Source organism: Candidatus Thiodiazotropha sp. AKAK3 (assembly GCF_058244645.1).
Genome location: NZ_JBSYOQ010000071.1, coordinates 20525 through 41894, shown reverse-complemented (window position 1 = coordinate 41894; position 21370 = coordinate 20525). Strand labels below are relative to the sequence as shown.

The following is a 21370-nucleotide window of genomic DNA, read 5'->3' as shown; positions in this document are numbered from 1 at the left end:
AAAGGACTATAAAAACCCAGCAGTGAACACTCATACCCACTAAGCTAGCAATAAAATTTGTGCGCTGCAACATTTTTTGTTAAAACATGTTCTACGGTTGGCCTAATCATGGTGCAGTGCGATTATCCAAAGCCGCCAAGCGTCTGTCTTTGAGTGAGACTGACAGAGATCAATAAACTAAAAATTATGAGGATTACCCAACGTGAGCGAAAACATAGTCATCGTAGGAGCAGCCCGTAGCGCCATCGGTACATTCAGTGGCAGCCTGGCCAAGATCCCAGGACATGAACTTGGTGCTACCGTCATTAAAGGCTTGCTGGAACGGAGTGGCGTTAAGCCTGATCAGGTCGATGAAGTAATTCTTGGACAGGTGCTAACCGCAGGAACAGGCCAGAATCCTGCGCGCCAGGCAAGTATCGCAGCCGGCCTTCCGGTAGAGACCCCTGCCCTCACCATCAACAAAGTTTGCGGTAGCGGCCTGAAGGCTGTCCACTTGGCAATGCAGGCAGTTGCCTGTGGAGATGCCGAGATTGTTGTGGCTGGTGGTCAGGAAAATATGAGCATGTCGCCACATGTCCTGCCCAACTCTCGTAACGGAAGCAAAATGGGTGACTGGAAACTGGTCGACACCATGATCAAGGATGGCCTGTGGGATGCCTTCAATAACTACCACATGGGTACTACTGCTCAAAACATTGCCGACAAGTTCGGTTTCAGCCGGGAAGCTCAAGATGAGTTTGCCGCTGCATCCCAACAGAAAGCAGAGAGCGCCCTCAACGACCAGGTTTTCAATGACGAAATCGTCCCTGTCGAGATTCCTCAACGCAAAGGTGAGCCACTGGTTTTCGATCGTGACGAATTCCCTCGTGCCGGAACCACTGCTGAATCCCTCGGCAAATTGCGCCCTGCTTTCTCCAAAGAGGGCACTGTAACTGCCGGTAACGCTTCAGGACTGAATGATGGTGCTGCAGCGGTACTGGTTATGTCTGAGAGTAAAGCCCAGGAATTAGGTCTCACCCCCTTGGCCCGGATTGTTGCATTCTCCTCAGCAGGTGTTGATCCTGCAATTATGGGTACAGGACCTATCCCTGCCTCGACAAAATGTCTCGAGAAAGCTGGCTGGACTACCAATGATCTGGACAGGATTGAAGCCAATGAAGCCTTCGCAGCCCAAGCCATGTGCGTCAATCAAGAGATGGGCTGGGATAAGGCGAAGGTAAATGTTCACGGTGGCGCTATCGCTCTGGGTCACCCAATCGGCGCCTCCGGATGTCGAGTACTGGTCACCCTGCTGCATGAAATGAAGCGGAGTAACAGCCAAAAAGGACTGGCAACCCTCTGTATCGGTGGCGGTCAGGGTGTCGCACTGGCAGTCGAAAAAGTCTAACTGACGACTCCCCCGGAGCGCTTATCAGCCTCCTGGGGGAGGCGCTTACTCACACACAAGTCATTATTTCCTCACTCAATCCAAAGAATCATTCTGTTCAATGCTTAGAATGTTGTAAACTGGTCGGATCGAATTATCAGCCATAGCAGCAGAAATATGACAGATCGCATTATTAAAAAATATCCCAATCGTCGTTTATACGATACAGAGCAGAGTAAATACATCACTCTGACCCAACTCCGTCAGCTGATTGTCGGCGGTGAGTTGATCAAAGTTATCGACTCCACCACTGAAGATGACATCACCCGTTCCATACTGCTACAGATCATTCTGGAGAGTGAATCTGGTGGCAAACCACTCTTCACCGCCGATATGCTCTCTCAAATCATCCGCTTCTATGGCGGCACGCTGCAGGGTATTTTCGGTAACTACCTCGAGCAGAGTCTGGGGCTGTTCACAGCACAGCAGGAACAGATCAAGAAGAATATGGGTGAAGATCCATTTAGCGCAATGACCAACCTGGCTCAAAACAACATGAAAATGTGGTCGGATATGCAGAAAGATTTTTTTGCTGCAGCTGGTTTTTCAGCTTCAAAAAAGGAAGATAAGTAGCCTATGAGCTAATTCAGCTCAATTCACATTGAAATATAACCCATTGTTTTTATTATTAATAATAATATAACTGATTAGCCAACCAGATCCACCTCAGTTACAGACAAAAAAATCTTTGTGCGGCGCACAATTTTTCTTGACAAGCTCCCGAATCTGCCATATGCTGCACTGCAACAATGCTGCAACGCACAACCAACTAGGAGCGCACAACATGGCAAACGCAAAAGAGAGCATCGAGATGATCAACGAGTTCAACACTACCGGTTACGATAGTATTCGTCAGTTGACCGACATCAGCCTGAAAACCTGGAACCAGGTTATGGAAGCACAGATGAACACCTTCAACAGCCTGATGACAACCAGCATGGACCAGCTGAAGCTTGTTTCTGAAGCAAAAGATTACCACGAAGTCGTTCGCGGCCAGATGGACATGACCCGTAAACTGGGTGAAGAGATGATGAACAAGACCCGTGAAGCAGTAGAGATGAGCCAGAAAACCGGTGAAGAAGTACGTAGCTGGTACGAGAGCAACCTGGCTACCGCCAACGAGCAGATCAGCAAAGCAGCAGAAAAGGCTGCCTAATCCAGCCCTGGATTTCGTGCTGTTAAAACCGGCGCCTGGTGCGCCGGTTTTATTTCTTTAAAGTCCGTAGATTGTAGACGGATGAATCATTCCACCAATCCAGTCTTTATCGAAAGACTGTTCATTCACCACATTGAACACATAGGCATCTATGCTGGGTGAAAAGGTGGCATTTTAAATTTCAATTTTTCGAACTGTTGAATTCCTGTTATTCCAAATTGAGGAAATAGAATAATGAGCTGTAAAGACAAAATCGCTGTTATCACTGGTGGTCTTGGTGGTATCGGTACCGCAATCTGCCTGCGTCTAGCCCAGGAAGGTGCCAAAGTTGTAGCTACTTGCCATCCTGCAGAAACCGATCAAGTTGATGCCTGGAAACAGAGCCAACAGGATCAAGGTGCTCAGATTGATGTCGTTGCAGGTGATGTTTCCACTCCTGAAGGTGGCGAAGCTCTGATGAGTGAGATTGTCGAAAAATTTGGTCAGGTTGATATTCTCGTAAACTGCGCCGGTATTACCCGGGACACCACCATGAAGAAGATGACTTCCGACCAGTGGGATGCAGTCATCGACACCAATCTCAACAGCGTATTCTACGTCACCCGCCCAATTTGGAACGGCATGGTGGATCAGGGTTTTGGACGTGTTATCAATATCTCTTCTGTCAACGGTCAGCGTGGACAGTTTGGACAGACCAACTATTCAGCAGCTAAGGCAGGCATGCACGGTTTCACCATGGCTCTGGCCTATGAAGGTGCAGCAAAAGGCGTGACTGTGAATACTGTATCTCCTGGTTATATTGAAACCGCAATGACTGCAGCAATGCGAGATGACGTCCGCGAAGCTATTGTTGGCGGCATTCCAATGCGCAGGATGGGTCAACCAGAAGAGATTGCACAAGCAGTGGCATTTCTCGCTGATGACGCAAGTACCTATGTCACAGGTGCAAACCTACCTGTCAATGGTGGTCTTTTTATTCACTAGTTTATCACTTCTCCCTCGAGTGATTCTTTAACCCGGCATCCACTGCCGGGTTTTTTTTGCCCATACAGAAGATGTTTCATGGTTTGTATGACTGGTTCAGGGAGAGGAGAGCAGGCTGGCTATATAACTCAGGACTGATTCACTGGGTGGTCAGTCGAGAAATATTTTCGAAGACAATTACAGGATTGCTTGGCAATCACCGCTGCTAGTTGTTGAAAATCAGATATTTAGAGCTTTTACTAACCAGAACATAGAATCAACGCTTGATGTCGTAAGGATCGTCACCAAATGGATCAGGCCATGCAGGATCTTCAGGCCAGGCTTGTAAGCTTTTATTGAGTAACATCTTAATTCTCCAACAGTTATCTCTACTTCTATATACGCAATATCGGTGCCACAAGAAAAAACTCGATGATTTACATCAATATATGTAACGAGTAGAAGTAGATTCCTGGTGTATTGTAAAGCTTTTCGACGCTCTAACTGTCAGATTTATAGTGTTTTTCGGTAATATTCAACAAATGTTCGCTAGCTATTTGATAACACTAGCCCCCACTTATAGAGCAATGTGTTAAGAAATTCGACACTTCATTGCGCTACCCCACGTATCCATTTTTTATTCTCAAACCGACAGTTATGGTAGATAGTTGATGTAGATATCCACCTTAGGAGTGCTCGCCCTTAAAAAACTATTCACAACCCTTAAAAAAGCTGTCATCTGATACTAAGACATCACGACATTGTGCTGTTGCATAGGTGAACCCACCAGGAACACTGAATTTGTCTTGCTTCTCCATTGAGACCAACTGCTTTGCAGCACTACATGACTCTCGCTCAGCGCACTGTTGCCCTTTACCACAAACCTTGGTTTGTAGTTTTTCACAGGGCGTCTTCTCCCCTGAGTTGTTCTGCGTACAGGGCTTGAAAAAATCCTCATTACCCAACCCTTCCAGACAGTGGGTGGAAGTTTCAAGTACCATACCAGCCCAACTTTCGTTCAGTTCTTCACGCTCCATTGCCAATAATTGACGGGCAGGATCACAGGATGGGTAGGAGCTGCACTCATTGTGCTCTCCACAAACTTTTCTCACCAGTTGCATACAGGCCGCATTGAGCCTGTCACGCTCCTGCTCGTGTTGAGCTTCGATTATTGCAACATCTTTGATTACCACCCCGTTCCTCACAATAATAACCGCACCATTGTCCAAACTATGGACACCATCCCATAGGGGAGAACTCACCCCCTCAGCAGTACGTGTTACCTTATTGGTGTTAGGGTCGATGTTTATATGACTCCCATCTTGCAATGCTCCCTGCCAAGCATAACTATCAGCGAGACTAACGGTTGAGAGCATTAACAGAAGTGTCGTGATCATGCGACGCAACAGCATGGTTTTTCACCCCATCAAAAAATCGATCAACGAATTAAAATCAGAAGAATATCACAGATCACCGGTTGTCGGAGAATGCCCTCTATTTACCCACGCCGCCAACTGTGAAAACGCTCAACCCAGGAGAGTAGTTTTTCCGGAGTGTGTGCCCTTTTCCATGCGCCAGCTGCATATTTATTGGCTTCGAACAGTGTTGGATAGATATGAATGGTTCCAAGTATTTTGTTCAGACCGAAACCATGCTTCATCGCAGAAGTAAATTCACCGATCAATTCACCTGCATTCTCACCCACAATTGTGGCACCCAGCACTCTATCCTTCCCCGGTGGGGTCAATACTTTGACCATACCGGAGGTCTCCCCTTCGGCTATCGCCCGATCCAGCTCTGAAAGGTCAAATTTAGTTACCTCATATTCGATGCCCTGCTGATCAGCTTCCAGCTCATTGAGTCCTACACGGGCTACCTCCGGATCGGTGAAGGTTGCAAAGGGAATCACCGAGTAGTCCACCTTGAATCGTCGAAACAGACCAAACAGGCTATTTACCGCGGCATACCAGGCCTGGTGTGCCGCAGTGTGAGTAAACTGATAGGGACCCGCCACATCACCACAGGCATAGATCGATGGTATGGAGGTTTGCAGGTACTCATCTGTCTGCAAAGTGCCATTGGGGTTAAGCGCCAGATTCAACGCCTCCAGGCCGAACCCGTTGGTATTTGGTTTACGCCCTACAGCAACCAGGACCTGATCAAAGGTTACATTAACCGACTCCCCCTGATAGTCACAGATAAGCACGTTCTCTCCCTGCTCCTGAATGAATTCAACCGCCTTGTGTCCGACCAGAAGCTGAATGCCCTCCTCCTGGAAGCGCTGTGCAACGAGATCTGCCACATCCTCATCCTCTCTGATCATCAATCTTGGCATCATCTCTACAATGGTGACCTGACTACCGAAGCGAGCGAATGCCTGGGAGAGTTCACAGCCAATGGGACCACCACCGAGCACCAGTAACCGCTCGGGTCGCTCTCGCAGCTGCCAAAGATTATCTGACGTCAAATAGTCGATTGCATCGATACCTTTGATTGGTGGTACAAAGGGTCTGGCGCCAGTAGCGACAATAATATTTGGCGTACGAAATTCAATGCCATTCACTTCAACACTGTAGGGTGAGGTAATTCGAGCGTCCCCCTCAACTACATCCACCCCAAGCTTGGTATAACGCTCTACTGAATCGTGGGGTTCAACCTGCTTTACCACCCGATCTACCCGTTGCATAACCTCACTGAATTCGTACTTCACATCAATAGAGTCGAATCCCCACTCTTTCGCACGTCTGGACTGATTGAGGATTCGGGAGCAACGAATCAACGCCTTCGAGGGAACACACCCTGTATTCAGGCAATCCCCGCCCATCTTGTGTTTCTCGATCAATGTTACTTTGGATTTAACCGCTGCTGCGATATAAGCAGAGACCAGACCTGCTGAACCACCACCTATAACCACTAAATTACGATCGAATACTTTAGGACGCTCCCATCCTTTGAGTGCCTGTCTCTGCTTGATGATCGCCATGATTTTTTTCGCCAGCAATGGAAACAAGCCCAGTAGCACAAACGAGCCAATCAAGCCTGGAGAGAGAATCCCAGAGGCGCTTTCAATAGTTGCCAATTGCGTGCCAGCGTTAACATAGACAATCGTTCCTGCCAACATACCGAGCTGACTGACCCAGTAAAAAGTCCAGCTGCGTAAAGGCGTTAACCCCATCAGCAAATTGATTATAAAAAATGGAAAGATGGGCACCAGACGCAAGGTAAACAGATAGAAAGCGCCATCTTTCTCAATACCCTCGTTAATTGCCTTCAGTCGCTCTCCATATCTTGCCTGGACACTGTCCCTCAGCAAAAACCGGGCAATCAAAAATGCCAATGTGGCTCCAATCGTAGACGCAAATGAGACCAACACCAAACCCCAGAGAAACCCAAACACTGCGCCCACTGCTAAAGTCATGATTGCCGCCCCAGGCAGTGACAATGCAGTGACTGCAACATAGACCACAAAGAAGCTGATACTTGCCAGCAGAGGCTGAGCCTCTCTCCAGGAGACAATGGCATCCCGCTGCGACTTTAAATACTCAAGGGTCAAATATCGATCGAGATCGAATACAAAAAAGAGGATCACTGCAACAGCAATAACCAGAAAGAGTGCAAGCTTGCGTGAGTTCATACGACCAATTCCTAATCAGCATTGATTTTTGTTATAGAACTACGCTTCAGCCTAGCAGATGGATTCACATTTAGTATCTGACAGGAATGGCACTTACCAACCTGGCCATAACTATTCCGAAACACAACGGACTGTCATGATGCCAAATTGGTTAGGGGCTACAAGAATGGCTTCAGGTCACACAGAGGGCACAAGCATTTAATAGAGGTGTCCTTAACTCAGTATTGAGCCTCCTACCAATGTATAGCCCAAGGGCTCTTCTTGCGGGGAGCGGTCCATGCGTTGATCTGAGCCATTCTTGTAACCCTGAGTGTCGGGTTATTATGGCTAGTAAGATGAACTTCGGAGGAGGCCTCGCTCTTATGGGCGGCAGGGCCACACCCTACCTCATCACAACACTAATGGCCTAGCGATTTAACCTGGATTCAATAATTCAGCAGGGTGAAGAGTGCTTGTGATAGTGCAAGGATTCTGGCAGCGTGAGGCATGCATCCCTTCGTAGCGAGCAGAAGCAAGGAATATTAGATGATTATTTAGTGAGAAAATATTACAGGAGCCACCCCACGACAGGGTAAAAACTTTTTTCTTCTTCTCTTATACTCTCTTCTTTTAAAATCTGCTTACTACCTACCATCCCAGAATTTTTCGTATGGCATGTGCTAGAGAAAGGAGAATTATAATATACCAAATTTCTTTGCCTGAACTTTTTGGCAGATCATCCGGTATATCCGAAACAGTTATTGTATCCCTGTGACGATACCCTTGAATCCAAAGAACTATTGTTGGAACCCCAGCGAACCCAATTAGATACAATAACGAAGTGAGGCTGTAAAATATGATCGGGTCACCCTGAAATGTATTGTTTAAGATAGCGAAAGTACTAACTATTGCCAGACTGAAAACAAGGATCGCCCCGAGGATAAAAAAAACTATAAACCGAATCGGATGGGGATGTCTTGCTGCATTGTAGTAGTGCCTGAGATACCCCAGGTAGTGGTATTGACGGAAACGCTCAAAGTAACCTTTTAGGGCCTGACTCATGAGGAGCGCCCCAATTCAACATCGATCAGATCATGTTCAAGGTTGTACTTTTCCATTGTTACTACCAAACCAATCACTGTAATAATCGCTTGCCGTATCTTGAATATCATTTACTACTTGTGAGCCTAATTCGACCGCAGAATCGATTGTATCCAGGCCTATCTCCACACCGGATTGTACGACAGGCGCGACAGAATTATCGATAAAATCATCAAACTGTTGATCAGTCCCTGTAGATTTGTAGGCTGATTCTGCAACCATACCAGCAGAGGTCGCTGCTACTATTGCCCCAGGTCCGGTCAACGATGTACCCAGACCGACAAAGGCACCAGTTGTCACTCCAACAATAGCATTATCAACAGTTTTAACCGCCCCAACAATACCTGCTGTTATCTGTTCTGCGGTTGTTGCATTCTCATCCAGCTTGGATATTTCTGAAACAGAGCCTATGACTGGCCCGGCCACCATACCGACCACCCCGGCTTTTTTAGCTACAGATTCTGCCAAGTCGATACTCTTGGAGACTTTACTGAGATCATTGGCTAATTTGTTACCGATTACAGATTTGTCACTTAGAACCTGGTTTCTGGCCGCAATGGTTTTATCGACATCATATTCAACCGCATCCGGGTGAATTGCCCCTTTCAAGCCACCCGGTTTATTCGCATCCCGCAGCGTTTCGGCTTTAGCCATTTGCGCCGGGTCTTTACTTGCTTCCAATCGCTCGATTGCATGTTCCACAGGCCCCTGTATTGTTTTTTGCTGCACATGAGTTGCTACTGCAGTCACGGCAGCTGTGCTTACTGTCATTACATTGCCTGCAATGTCCGAGGCTCTACTAGTTTTGCCTTGATCGCTAGCTGCCTGTTTGTCTTTGGGTGATTTCGCACTGTTATCAGCCAATGCATCTGTCGTGGTCGATGAATTGAGCGCTGAGCCCAACGGTGTTGTTGAATCTTTCAAGCCATCTTCTGTAGTTGGACTATTAGCAAGTTGTTCACCTGTTGTGAGAGAGTCCGATAGAGAGCTGCTGCCAGACAAGCCGTCACCAAGCGAGGAACCGGACTCGGATCCGCCTACATCTGATCCACCACCCATTGAGCCTGTTGAGCCACCGCCACCAACACCACCAGCTGAATCAGTCATTACCATTAACTCCCTTTAGACACAGTCACAAGACAACACCAGAACAATCAGTCAGTCATAGTTATCTTTGCTAACCATGCGCTCACCTTTTCGAGCGTTCAATATAGCAATTACTTAACACCATTCGATACTAGTGATAACCCTAGTGGGCTGCTCTGTATATTCAGCAACCCTCAGCCGCACCAATACCACTGCATCGATGAATGTGTAGTTGTCCATCGTCAATCCCTGGCTGAAACTTGATCTGTCCCAGGGTATGCCATTGTCGTAGTAGTCGTAGCTGACCAGGTCATACTTAACCAGACCGCTTGAGATTGAGACATCTGCCGGAGCGTAGGCAGCCAGTTTATCGGAAAGATTATCAACATGGATGTAGATCGATTGCAGATTTTCTGCATGATCAACAACGAAGCGGTAGTCATCATTATTGAAATTCCCCATGTGCTGAATACTACTCACTGTGCCATCAGCTGGAGAGTAGACATCAATCTCAATGGATTCATTCTCACCAAAATCCGGCGCCACATAGTATTGATGATCGATTGGCGTAACGTGATTACCATTGCCGCTTTTGCTGGAGCACAAAACAGGTCATGGCCTGATGATGCAGTTCAGTGGTTTTTATCCTCCGATTAAGATGGGTTGCCCTTCCCTCCCCAGCAGGCGTTACTTCAGTGCGGCATTTGCTGTTAGGGGCGACAAAATCGTTTGGAACGATTCCGAACAGCCGAAGGCTGGCACGTAGGGTGAGGGCAGTAAGCCCGTAATAATACGCAGTGGAATCGGGGCAGGTTAACTCGAGGCTTGGGTACCAGCGTCACCAGCTTGGACATGAAGTCCAGCTGCTCAAAGATGACATGCATCGTGCCATCGTTGTAGGCTATTTTGATATCCCTTATTGTCATCAGGCGCTTATTTCTCTACTCTCCGCTTGCGTCAATTGCCAAATAGCTTGATTGGATTTTGCGCGGTTTATCAGTGATTCCGCTGTATCACCATTCCTTAGGTGTGCACAGCGCGCTTGTATGGTCACGCCTTTTGTTACACCGTAATCCATCCTGTTTAGGCTGGACTTCAGGCGACAGGCAATCTCATCCAGTGTGTTGTGATCTGTTCTAGGTAATATAATGATAAATTCTCCCGTCCCCCAGCGGGAGAGAAGATCAACTTTTCGTAAGACTTGATTTACTGTTTGAGTGATCTCACGAAATAGCCATCGAAGCACTTGTCGTTCATGGTTTTCTATTATGAAATCCTCCCCTTCAATTCTGAGAATTATCAAGCAGAGTTGTTCCTCATATCGATGTGCTTTATCTGCGGTAAAGTCCAACAACTTTTGAATAAATGTGGCGCTATAAAGGCCAGTCACTTCATCTTGATAGGATAGATCATAAGGCATATGCAGCAGTCGACCTGCGATGGTTGTAGAGAGATTTTCATGGAAGCGGGATGCGATGCGGGGAAAGAGCCGAGCGATCCGGTGAATGCTATGCCATCTGAATGACAGGGCCTGCACCTTTCCAACAGCTACAACATCAGCCTGACGTTGACGGTTGGAAACCAGGGATGTTACGCCAAATACGCCACCGGGTTGATAAGTGGTGACATGAAAGGTGGAGCCATCACGACGTGTATGCCAAACCTCAGCCTCTCCCTTCAGTAATACCAGCATGGTATCGTAGTTCATCCCCTGCTGTAGAATCGCTTCATCTGGCTGATACTCTCTGATCCGACTAAGGGCGACCAGTTTTCTTACCTGCCAGGGTCGCATTCCTTTGAACAGCGGGCACTTATCAAGTACATCTCGCCTCAAGTGAAGCGAGAGTACACTCCATACTGATATAAGTCGTGTATTGCGGAGCATTAAAGGGATCAATATAAAAGTTCCAACCAGTGCAAGACACATGACTATGGCACTCAACAGTCCAAACATTGACACCGGTGGGAAGTTCGAAAAGGTCAGCGTGAGAAAACCTGCAGCAAGCGCCAGTGCCGTGGCCATGATCGGCGTTGACTCCTGTTGGATGACCTGGAGTAGTGCATCTGACTCAGAGCGAAAATCGATCGCCAAGCGTTGGTATCGCACCATGAAATGCATGGTGTGATCAACACAGATACCCAGGGCGATGGCGCCAACCATGGTTGTGCCGGTATCTAGTGCAATGCCAGTCATGCCCATGATGCCGAACAGCACCACAATAGGAAATGCATTGGCGACTACAGCGATGATGCCTGCCTTCAGATTCATGAACAGCAAGGCTACCAGCAAAAAGATTACCAACAGCATCAGGATCAGTGATTTCGCCTGACCCTCAGCCATGTGATCCACTGCCTGGCTGTTGAGATAACTGCCACCGGTGATGGTGATTTTCAGCGTCGGATCCATCCACTCACCCGCATAGGTTTTTATCTCATCAACCACTGCATTCAGTTGGTGGGAAGAGCCGATTGCGTGACGTACCAGTATGCGTGCCTGGCTGTAGTCTGCCGAGACAAAACTTGCAGCGTTCTCATGATCCAACAGGGACATATACTCTTTGACGACTTCGTTACGTGCTGGGAGGTAGATGGTGCCTGGCCACTCATTGTCGATACCGCTGTGAACCACTGCAATGAAATCGGCAAAGGAGAAGCTTTTGTCAAATTGCCCCGTCTCTTCCAGATAATCCTGTAATCTACGCAGTTCCTCAAGATAGGGTACCTGCAGAAAGGTGCCCTGGGTGCCACTCAAAACGATAGAAAGGGCCTGCATTCCCGATAGATTCTGATGTAACAGTTCGGTCTGTTCCGGTAGCTCTGATTGTTCGGTAAAGTAGTCCATTACGTTATTGTTGATCGTGATCTGGGTTGCCCAGATCAGACAGACCGACATCAAAAGCAGAATTGAGCTGATGATGACTTTCGGATAGCGTGATAGTTGTTGAAAAAGGTGGGAGGAAAATTGCGCATAGGGGCGCTGAGTGGCTGATAGGGTGTTTAGTCCGGAATCACTGGCCAACTGCAGACTGGCGGGAACCAGGGTGATGGTAATCAGAAAGTTGATTGCCAGTCCGAGGGCGCTGATCAAGCCAAACTGCTGTAATAGGTCAATGCGATTAAGGGAAATTGAAAGAAAACCCAGTGCTGTTGTTGCAAAAGTCAGAAGGATGGCCATGCCCATATATTTTGCCATCAGACTGAGTGCCAATTGATTGCTTTTGCCCTTTCGCAGCGCTGCCTGATACTCTGACAGCAAATGAATATCCTCAGTTGAGCCCACAATAATCAGCAGCACCGGTACAATCGAGGTCATAACATTCACCGGTATGCCAAGGGCTGCCATCAAGCCGAGGATCCAAATTATACTCATGCCTGCAGTGAGTAGAGGTATCAGGGGGGCTTTCCAGTTACCTAGGGTGATAGCCAGGGTGGTAATCAATACCACCAGGGCAAGCGGTAGAATCAGTAGCTGGTCAGAACGGATCTGTTCGGAGATGGCGGAGCGGATCGATGGATCTCCCAAGTGAAAAGCTTTGCGAAAACGTTTTTGCAGTGGCTCGATCGCCTGATCCAAGGCCAGCGCAACCTGTTCATCGAAACCGCGATGGTAGTTCTCCATATCGAAAAACAGGTTGATCGCCATGACACTACCACTGGCAGAGAGGAGGTTTCTTTCGATTAACGGATTGAGCAGTGCGGCCTCTATCAGCAGCGCTGCGTCTTGCCGGGTCTCTGGAATGGAACTTAGGTAAGGATCAGTATGAATATAGCCATCAACTGTACGCAGATAGCGTACGGAGAAGAGGCTGACTGTTCGTGTCACCTGAGGAATTTTCTCAATGCGCTTCAATACCTGGCTTATTGCGCTAAGATTTTCAGCTTCAAACAGATTCGGGTCTTCAAGGTAGATGATGGTGACATTCTCGCTGCCGAAGGTCTCCATGGTGCGTTGGTAGTCGACCAGTGCAGGAGGATTGTCGATCATCATGCCTTCAGCAGCGATCTCTACATTGAGATTCGGTAGACGGGTGAGGGCGAGAATCGTAATGCAGCAGAGTGCCGCGATTACCCAGGCAGGATGTCGTGCAGCTGATAAGATGATTTTGCTCATGAGGAGTGTTCCCGAATCCGCCGGCAGGTCTATATCCACAGACCAGCTGAGTGGATTGAATTACCTCAATCAAAATGCGCTTTTTGTTACACCCCACTGCTTTTGAGTATGTCAATCAAGCATAGCTAATTATAGTCCGTTGAGAAGAGCGCTTTGTTGTACGAATTCCATATACAATTTATGGATATATTGTTCAATTAGATAAGGGAGAGATCATCCTTGGCAATTATCGAATCTGCGCTCTTCCTCTGCCTTTCTGACCCTCCAGCTTGCTTTAGGCAACAAGCCATCAGGCAACCTATCCTTTTGTGGCTTGCTGTGTAGAGAGGCGTGAAGGTACTTGTAGATCTCCGGCGACATGGAGTCTATCTTGGTGGCGCAGGATATACACTTCTCCACCATGGGTAGACAAATGGATTCACAATTGGCATCTGATTGGAATGACACTAACTAAGGAGGGCTCACTCTTATGGTGCGGCAGGGCCGCACCCTACTTCACCACATCGCTATTTATCTAAGAAGCTCATTGTAACTGAACAAAGTTACACTTTTTTTGGCGCCAGGATCAGAGTAATGCGAGACATGCATTCCTTCGTAACAAGCGGGAAAAAAAGTAATGCTTAACTAGCGATAAAATTTAGTATTGTAGTCAATCGGTTTTTCGTCAAACAATTCGAAGAACACAGTTTTTTCTTGAAAGCCTACGGTTCTTGTGTAGAGATAGTATTTTATTCCATTCTTCTCTGCACTATCAGCAAAGCGTATTTGGTCTGCTGCAAAATCAAATCCACAGTCATTATCAGTACAAGCAGTGATAACTATTAACAATAAAGAAAATAAAAAGAGCTTCAAGGCACCATCTCCAAACCTCTGTCCATTTTGCATGATAGTTAAACGGCTCAGCTATCCTTAAACCAGAATCCATGTATTCTGACAACCCATCTGGTAGCTTTAGAATCAAACTTTCATTTAAAAACAGATCGGAAATCTTACTCCCCTTAGAATAGGGTTCAAAGTCGTATACATTATCAACACGCCAGGTTGTTTGAAAGTCACCATTACTATATTGAATCGTATCAGCCTGCAAATAAAAGCGATTGTCCGCTTTCTGTAACCTTTGATTGTCTTGTTCTGCATACATCAATCCATCACTCTTGACATGCCCCTCAGTCATTTGATTTCTGCTTCCATTGACCATCATTAGAGACTTGAAGTGTGGGCTATGTTTAAAAGTCGAGTCGTTGGTTTTTAACGTATGAAAGTTCTGATTATTTTCTGCAAAATCTTTAATATGGGATTTCATAGCATCCATAGTGTCATTTACGACCACTGACTCTTTATAAGGCTCAGAATCCATCTCAAGTGGTTCCCCACCACCACTGACATAATGATCTGCGAGCGCTGCCGCCTCCGGCATACCTTTTGCCAATCCTCCCCATCCAAATGCTTCATAGAGCTCTTTTAGAAACTCTTTTTCATCGTCATTAAACTGAATTTTGGCTTGAGCTTTTTCATTCAAATAATCAACAGCATCCTGCATTGCGCTCAGATTACTTTTGCTACCGAACGCAGAGGGAAGTCGGGGATAACCATAATAAGTCATGGGCCAACATCTCGCCGCCAAAATGCACCGTTACTAAGTTGTAGATCCTAGCTGGTCTGTTTTGTTCGACAATCTGTCTGGCCCAGTAACTTATCTAGATACTTATTTGTTGATCAGACTGGCATGAGCTGCCGCCAATCTGGCGACCGGCACTCGTGGCGCAGAGCAGGAGACATAGTTCAACCCCGCTCTATGGCAGAACTCGATGGAGCTTGGATGCCCGCCATGTTCGCCGCAGATACCTACACTGAGGTCTGTCTTTTTCTGACGTCCCCACTCCACTGCCAGCTTCATCAGTTTCCCAACACCTTTCTCATCGAGCACTTCAAAGGGGTTGTCTTTGAGTATGTCGTTCTGGTTGTACATCGGCAGAAACTTATTCTCAGCATCCTCACGAGAAAAAGAGAAGGTCGCCTGGGTCAGATCGTTTGTGCCAAATGAGAAAAACTCCGCTTCATCCGCCAGTGAGTCCGCCCGCATACAGGCCCGAACAACCTCAATCATAGTGCCAAAAAGGAAATTGAGTTTTTGTCCCGATTTCTCCTCCACATCTCTACGAATCTCATCCACCATCTGTTTAACCCGTTTCAGCTCTTCAACGGTACATACCTGGGGCACCATAATTTGCGGATGCACTTCGAGATCTTTGGCGGCACATTCCGCCGTTGCCTCAAGGATTGCCCGGATCTGCATACCGTAAATCTCTGGAAAGGTGATCCCTAACCGAACTCCACGATGACCCAACATGGGATTAGTTTCAGTCAGGGCCCGAACCTTGCGTAGCATGGTCTCCTTCTTTTCAATCGCCTTCTCGACCAGACTCTCATCTACAAGGTGACGTAGAGAGTCAGCCTCTTGTTTGGCATGCTCAGGATCCTGTAACAGCATCATGCTGCCGGCAAGGACATTCATGCCGCGAACTGAGTTGCGCAGATGATGTAACTCTTCCAGGTCAAGCAGCAACTGCTGCTCTGATGGCAGGAACTCATGGATAGGAGGATCGAGCAGACGAATAGTCACTGGCCTGGGAGACATAACTTCCAGGATCGACTTGAAATCCCCACGCTGCATTGGCAGTAGTTTATCCAAAGCTGCCTGACGCTGTTCAGGGGTTTCTGCCACGATCATTTCTATCACCACAGGCAAGCGGTCAACTGCATTGAACATGCGCTCGGTACGGCAAAGCCCAATGCCCATGGCACCATATTTTAGTGCGCGTTTGGCATCCGTCTCGGTATCCGCATTGGTCATCACCCTCAGATAGGCAACCTCATCGGCCCAACGTAGTAGTCGGTTCAGTTCCTCGGTGAAATCGGGCTCGACCATTGGGATCTTGCCCAGATAGACATTACCACTGCTGCCATCGATAGTGATCATGTCCCCTTCGCGGATCACAGTACCCTCGGCGATAGCCTCTCGTCTTTGTACATCAACAGTTATCCCCTCTGCACCTGCCACACAGGGTTTACCCATACCACGAGCCACAACGGCAGCATGGGAAGTCTTACCTCCGCGGCTGGTGAGGATACCCTCCGAGGCGAAAAATCCATGGATATCTTCCGGCTTGGTCTCCTCCCTCAGCAAAATAACTTCCCGCCCCTGATCCTTGCCCATGATTTCAGCCCGATCTGCGTCAAATACTGCAATACCACTTGCCGCACCTGGCGAGGCGGGTAGCCCCTGGGCAATGGCCTCAGCCTTTATATCATTGTTCAGACGAGGATAGAGCATCTGCTCAAGATAGACAGGATCGATACGCAACAAAGCCTGTTCACGACTGATCAACTCCTCTTCAACCATCTCTACAGAGGTGCGTACCATTGCGGTCGCATTCATCTTGCCATGGCGGGTCTGCAGACAGTAGAGTGTGCCGCGTTCGATGGTAAACTCGAAATCCTGAACTTCTTTGTAATGCTCCTCCAGCTTTTGACGCAACTCTTCCAGCTGCTTCGCCATCTCTGGCATCTCTTCATCCAGACGGGCGATTGGTTTAGGTGTTCGGATACCGGCGACCACATCCTCGCCTTGCGCATTAACCAGATATTCACCAAACAGTTTATTCTCACCAGTACCCGGATTTCGGGTAAAGGCCACACCGGTAGCAGAATCATTGCCTCGATTACCGAATACCATGGTACAGACATTGACCGCAGTGCCATTTGCCATTTCCGGGGTAATATTGAATTGACGGCGGTAATCGACCGCTCGCTTGCCCATCCAAGAGCCAAAAACGGCCTTGATTGAGATCTCCAGCTGCTCATAGGGATCTTCTGGAAAGGGGCGTCCGGTCTCTTGTTCAAAGACCTTGAGAAAACGTTCACTGATCTCTTTCAAATCATCAGCAGACAAGCCCACATCCTCATTGACACGGGCATTTTGCTTAACATCATCAAACTCTTTATCAAAGGCCTCATCGGATACACCCAAGGCAACTTTGCCAAATAGCTGAATGAATCGACGATAGGCGTCATAGCCAAATCGTGGGTCACCCGTCTGTTCAATTACCCCTTCAAGGGTTTTGCTATTCAGACCCAGGTTAAGAATCGTATCCATCATCCCCGGCATCGACATAGCGGAACCTGAGCGTACGGAGACCAACAGCGGATTGGCAGGGTCACCGAACCCTTTACCAGTGGACTTCTCGACCTGACGCATATTTGACTGCACATCGTCCATCAATGTACCGGGAAGCGTTTTTTCCTCGTTCGCCAGAAAGTCTAGACAGGCTTGCGTGCTGATTACGAAACCAGGAGGAACATTTAACCCGAACTGGGTCATCTCGCAGAGGTTTGCTCCTTTACCACCGAGCAGTTTTTTGTTTTTACCGTCGCCCTCATGAAATGCAAAGACATGTCTTGTTTGACTCATGGTGTCGTTCTCCCCTGGGTATTTTATCGAGTCCGGATTAGTATTTTTTGTAAGTCCGGTGTTTATTTAGTTTCAGGCGATTGATCAATCGCGAGCTAAAGCTTTTCTCTGCCTATGAGACTAACTGGGTGGCGTAGTTTTCATTTTTTGATCACCTCACTGTTTGAGATCAAGCAGGTTATGTACTCCACTTTACATCAAGGTCATGTTCGCTACAGCAGGTCTGAATTGAGAATCTGGAAATCAGCGGGGTGACAAACATACCCTTGCTCCTCATAAGGAGGCTTGGCGAGAAAACCACCCTCGTTTCTGGGTCTCCCATTGACCAAAACCATTATTGTAGTCTGAACACTACCTATTATGGCGTCAGGTAAATATAATACTCCCTTTTTGCTGCTTAGCCATTAAGAGATCCATGGAAAAAACTTACAACCCTCACGCCATTGAGCAACGCTGGTATCAGACTTGGGAAGCGCGCGGTTACTTCTCTCCGAAAAAGAGAGACGGTGATAGCTACTGCATCATGATCCCCCCACCCAATGTCACCGGCAGTCTGCATATGGGCCATGGATTCAACAACACCATCATGGATACCCTGATCCGCTACCACCGCATGAAGGGCGACCAGACCCTGTGGCAACCTGGTACTGACCATGCAGGTATCGCTACTCAGATGGTTGTGGAGCGCCAGCTTGAGGCGGAACAGAAAAAACGTCACGACCTGGGGCGGGAAAAATTCATTGAGCGCATCTGGGAGTGGAAAAAAGAGTCTGGCGGCAATATAACCCGCCAACTGCGCCGCCTCGGCTCCTCCCTGGATTGGGAGCATGAGCGCTTCACCATGGATGATGGGCTCTCGGATGCAGTCAAGGAGGTCTTCGTCAGACTCTATGAAGAGGGCCTGATCTATCGTGGAAAGCGCCTGGTCAACTGGGATCCAAAACTGCATACAGCAGTTTCTGATCTCGAGGTACTCTCCGAGGAAGAGAACGGCCACATGTGGCATATGCGTTACCCGCTCACCAATGGACAGGGTCATCTGATCGTCGCCACCACCCGCCCAGAGACCCTGCTCGGGGACTGCGCAGTGGCAGTCAACCCAAACGACGAACGATATAAACATATGATCGGTGAACTCCTGGAACTGCCACTGACCGGTCGCCGTATTCCAATTATTGCCGATGAAGAGCATGTCGATCCAGAGTTCGGTACCGGCTGCGTCAAGATCACTCCAGCCCATGACTTCAACGATTATGCGGTCTGGCAGCGCCACCGGGATGAGGTCAGTATCAGTAAACAGGCTCATGGTGGCCTGATCAATATCTTCACCATCGATGCTGCAATTCGGCAAAATGAGGAGGAAGAAGGCGCACTGATTCCTGAGAAATATATCGGTCTTGACCGATATGAGGCTCGTAAAGTAATGGTTGCTGATCTCGAGGCTCAGGGTCTTCTTGAAAAGATCGATGATCACAAATTAATGGTTCCCAGGGGAGATCGCTCTGGTGCTGTTATCGAGCCTTTTCTTACCGATCAGTGGTACGTCAAGATTGCTCCTCTGGCCAAGCCGGCCATTGAGGCCGTTGAGAGTGGCAAGATCCGTTTTGTACCCGACAACTGGAAGAACACCTACTACGAGTGGATGCGTAACATCCAGGATTGGTGCATCAGCCGTCAAATATGGTGGGGACACCGCATACCAGCCTGGTATGACGATGAAGGCAATGTCTATGTAGGCCGCTCAGAAACAGAAGTCAGAAGCCAGCACAATCTTGCAGATGACTATCCACTGCGACAGGATGAGGATGTGCTCGATACCTGGTTCAGTTCCGCGCTGTGGCCTTTCTCCACGCTGGGTTGGCCGGAAGAGACTGAACGCCTGAAGGATTTCTATCCTACCAATGTTCTGGTAACCGGCTTCGATATCATATTCTTCTGGGTGGCCCGGATGATTATGATGGGCTTGAAGTTTATGGATGATGTGCCATTCAAAGAGGTCTATGTACATGGCCTGGTGCGGGATGGCGAGGGCAACAAAATGTCCAAGTCCAAGGGCAATGTGCTCGACCCCATCGATGTAATTGATGGCATCGACCTGGAATCACTGGTCAGCAAGCGGACCAGCGGCATGATGCAGCCTCATCTGGCTGAAAAGATCGAAAAAATGACGCGTAAGAGTATTCCGGACGGTATTCCTGCCTACGGCACCGATGCCATGCGTTTCACCTTTGCTGCATTGGCCGCCACAGGACGTGATATCAAACTCGATATGGGCCGAATCGAAGGCTATCGCAACTTCTGCAACAAACTATGGAATGCCGCCCGCTATGTGATGATGAACGTGGAGGGTCAGGACTGCGGAATCAGTGAGATAAAAGCAGGCCATTCAATGCTTCCCACCTCGCTAGAGCGCTCTCTGGCGGATCGCTGGATTCTCTCCCGTCTGCAAAAGACCAAACAGGCAGTCGCTGATGCCATCGATGGCTATCGTTTCGACCATGCCGCTCAGGCGATCTATGAGTTCACCTGGAACGAGTACTGTGACTGGTACCTGGAACTTTGTAAGCCGGTACTCAACAATGATCAGGCATCTGAAGAGGCCAAACGGGGAACCCGTCGTACTCTGGTCAGGGTTTTGGAAAACCTGCTTCGTCTCACCCACCCGATTATGCCCTTCATTACTGAAGAGATCTGGCAGCGAATTGCGCCAATTGCTGGTGTGATTCCAGCTTCCAAGGGGAGTGACAATCCCGCCGATTCGTCAGAAACGATTATGAATCAGCCCTTCCCTACTTCCCGCAACTCATTGATTGATGAAGAGGCGGAAACTGAGATGGCTTGGGTAATGCAATTCATCCTCGGAATTCGTAAAATCAAAGGTGAAATGAATATCTCACCCGGTAAGCCGGTACCGGTATTGCTAGCCAATGCCAACGACAATGACCAGATCCTGGCTGAACGACATCGCCCATTTCTCGATTTTCTGGCGAAAACCCAATCTATTGAGGTCCTTGGCCCCGAAGATACAGAACCCGAATCCGCCACTGCGCTGGTGGGTGAGATGAAAGTTTTGATACCTCTCGCAGGCCTGATCGATAAAGGGGCGGAGATTAAGCGTCTGGAAAAAGAGATCACTCGTCTGCAAAACGATGCTGACCGGACAGAGAAGAAGCTGTCGAATCCCAATTTTGTTGATAAGGCACCCGAGGCAGTGGTTCAGAAAGAGCGGGATAAACTGGCAGATAGTCTTAAGGCGCTGGAGAGTTTGAAAGCTCAGCTTGAAAAGATTCAACAGCTCTGATGGTATTTTGCAGGACAAACACCCCCTTATAGGGGGGTGTTGAGCCTGGATTCTGCAGTTGACCGCTAAAAAATCTGACCCAGGGCCTGTTAACACTAACGCTACATGAATGTGTGGAAAATCTCAGCGCACCCTGCACTGG

At 48.1% G+C, this 21370-nt stretch carries 12 protein-coding genes; 5 read left to right on the top strand and 7 right to left on the bottom strand.

Translation table 11 applies throughout. The annotated features are described in order from the left end of the window. The first annotated feature begins 202 nt into the window (after positions 1-202). From AC4IE7_RS18790 to phbB, 4 genes are all read left to right on the top strand, one after another. Positions 203-1387: an acetyl-CoA C-acetyltransferase gene (locus tag AC4IE7_RS18790; protein WP_490778405.1), complete on the top strand. Its 1185-nt coding sequence runs from the start codon at positions 203-205 to the stop codon at positions 1385-1387. A 156-nt stretch (positions 1388-1543) separates the two neighbouring features. Further along, a complete protein-coding gene (phaR, locus tag AC4IE7_RS18785; protein WP_490778404.1) occupies positions 1544-1999 on the top strand; it encodes a polyhydroxyalkanoate synthesis repressor PhaR in 456 nt (151 codons plus the stop codon). A 211-nt stretch (positions 2000-2210) separates the two neighbouring features. Beyond that, on the top strand, positions 2211-2582 hold the full coding sequence (locus tag AC4IE7_RS18780) for a phasin family protein (protein WP_490778403.1): 372 nt from the start codon (positions 2211-2213) through the stop codon (positions 2580-2582). Between the two features lie 234 nt (positions 2583-2816). Further along, positions 2817-3566: an acetoacetyl-CoA reductase gene (gene phbB, locus AC4IE7_RS18775; RefSeq protein WP_490778402.1), complete on the top strand. Its 750-nt coding sequence runs from the start codon at positions 2817-2819 to the stop codon at positions 3564-3566. 689 nt (positions 3567-4255) lie between these two features. Here the strand turns inward: phbB and AC4IE7_RS18770 are convergent. The 7 genes from AC4IE7_RS18770 to ppdK form a co-directional block, all read right to left on the bottom strand. Beyond that, on the bottom strand, positions 4256-4957 hold the full coding sequence (locus AC4IE7_RS18770) for a hypothetical protein (RefSeq protein ID WP_490778401.1): 702 nt from the start codon (positions 4955-4957) through the stop codon (positions 4256-4258). An 86-nt stretch (positions 4958-5043) separates the two neighbouring features. Beyond that, the gene (locus AC4IE7_RS18765; protein ID WP_490778400.1) at positions 5044-7179 is read right to left on the bottom strand and encodes a dihydrolipoyl dehydrogenase family protein; all 2136 of its coding nucleotides are present in this window, start codon (positions 7177-7179) and stop codon (positions 5044-5046) included. A 1077-nt stretch (positions 7180-8256) separates the two neighbouring features. Then, complete coding sequence (locus tag AC4IE7_RS18760; protein WP_490778399.1) at positions 8257-9366, bottom strand: hypothetical protein; 1110 nt, start codon at positions 9364-9366, stop codon at positions 8257-8259. A gap of 114 nt (positions 9367-9480) precedes the next feature. Then, a complete protein-coding gene (locus AC4IE7_RS18755; protein ID WP_490778398.1) occupies positions 9481-9951 on the bottom strand; it encodes a hypothetical protein in 471 nt (156 codons plus the stop codon). Between the two features lie 319 nt (positions 9952-10270). Continuing rightward, the gene (locus AC4IE7_RS18750; protein WP_490778397.1) at positions 10271-13456 is read right to left on the bottom strand and encodes an MMPL family transporter; all 3186 of its coding nucleotides are present in this window, start codon (positions 13454-13456) and stop codon (positions 10271-10273) included. Positions 13457-14255: 799 nt separating this feature from the next. Beyond that, entirely contained in the window at positions 14256-15059 is an 804-nt protein-coding gene (locus AC4IE7_RS18745) for a hypothetical protein (RefSeq protein ID WP_490778396.1), read from the bottom strand. Positions 15060-15161: 102 nt separating this feature from the next. Next, positions 15162-17927 carry a pyruvate, phosphate dikinase gene (gene ppdK, locus AC4IE7_RS18740; protein ID WP_490778395.1) on the bottom strand — a complete coding sequence of 922 codons (2766 nt, stop codon included), beginning with the start codon at positions 17925-17927 and terminating at the stop codon, positions 15162-15164. Between the two features lie 415 nt (positions 17928-18342). Between ppdK and AC4IE7_RS18735 the strand changes: the two genes are divergently transcribed. Then, complete coding sequence (locus AC4IE7_RS18735; RefSeq protein WP_490778394.1) at positions 18343-21228, top strand: valine--tRNA ligase; 2886 nt, start codon at positions 18343-18345, stop codon at positions 21226-21228. Positions 21229-21370: the final 142 nt, after the last annotated feature.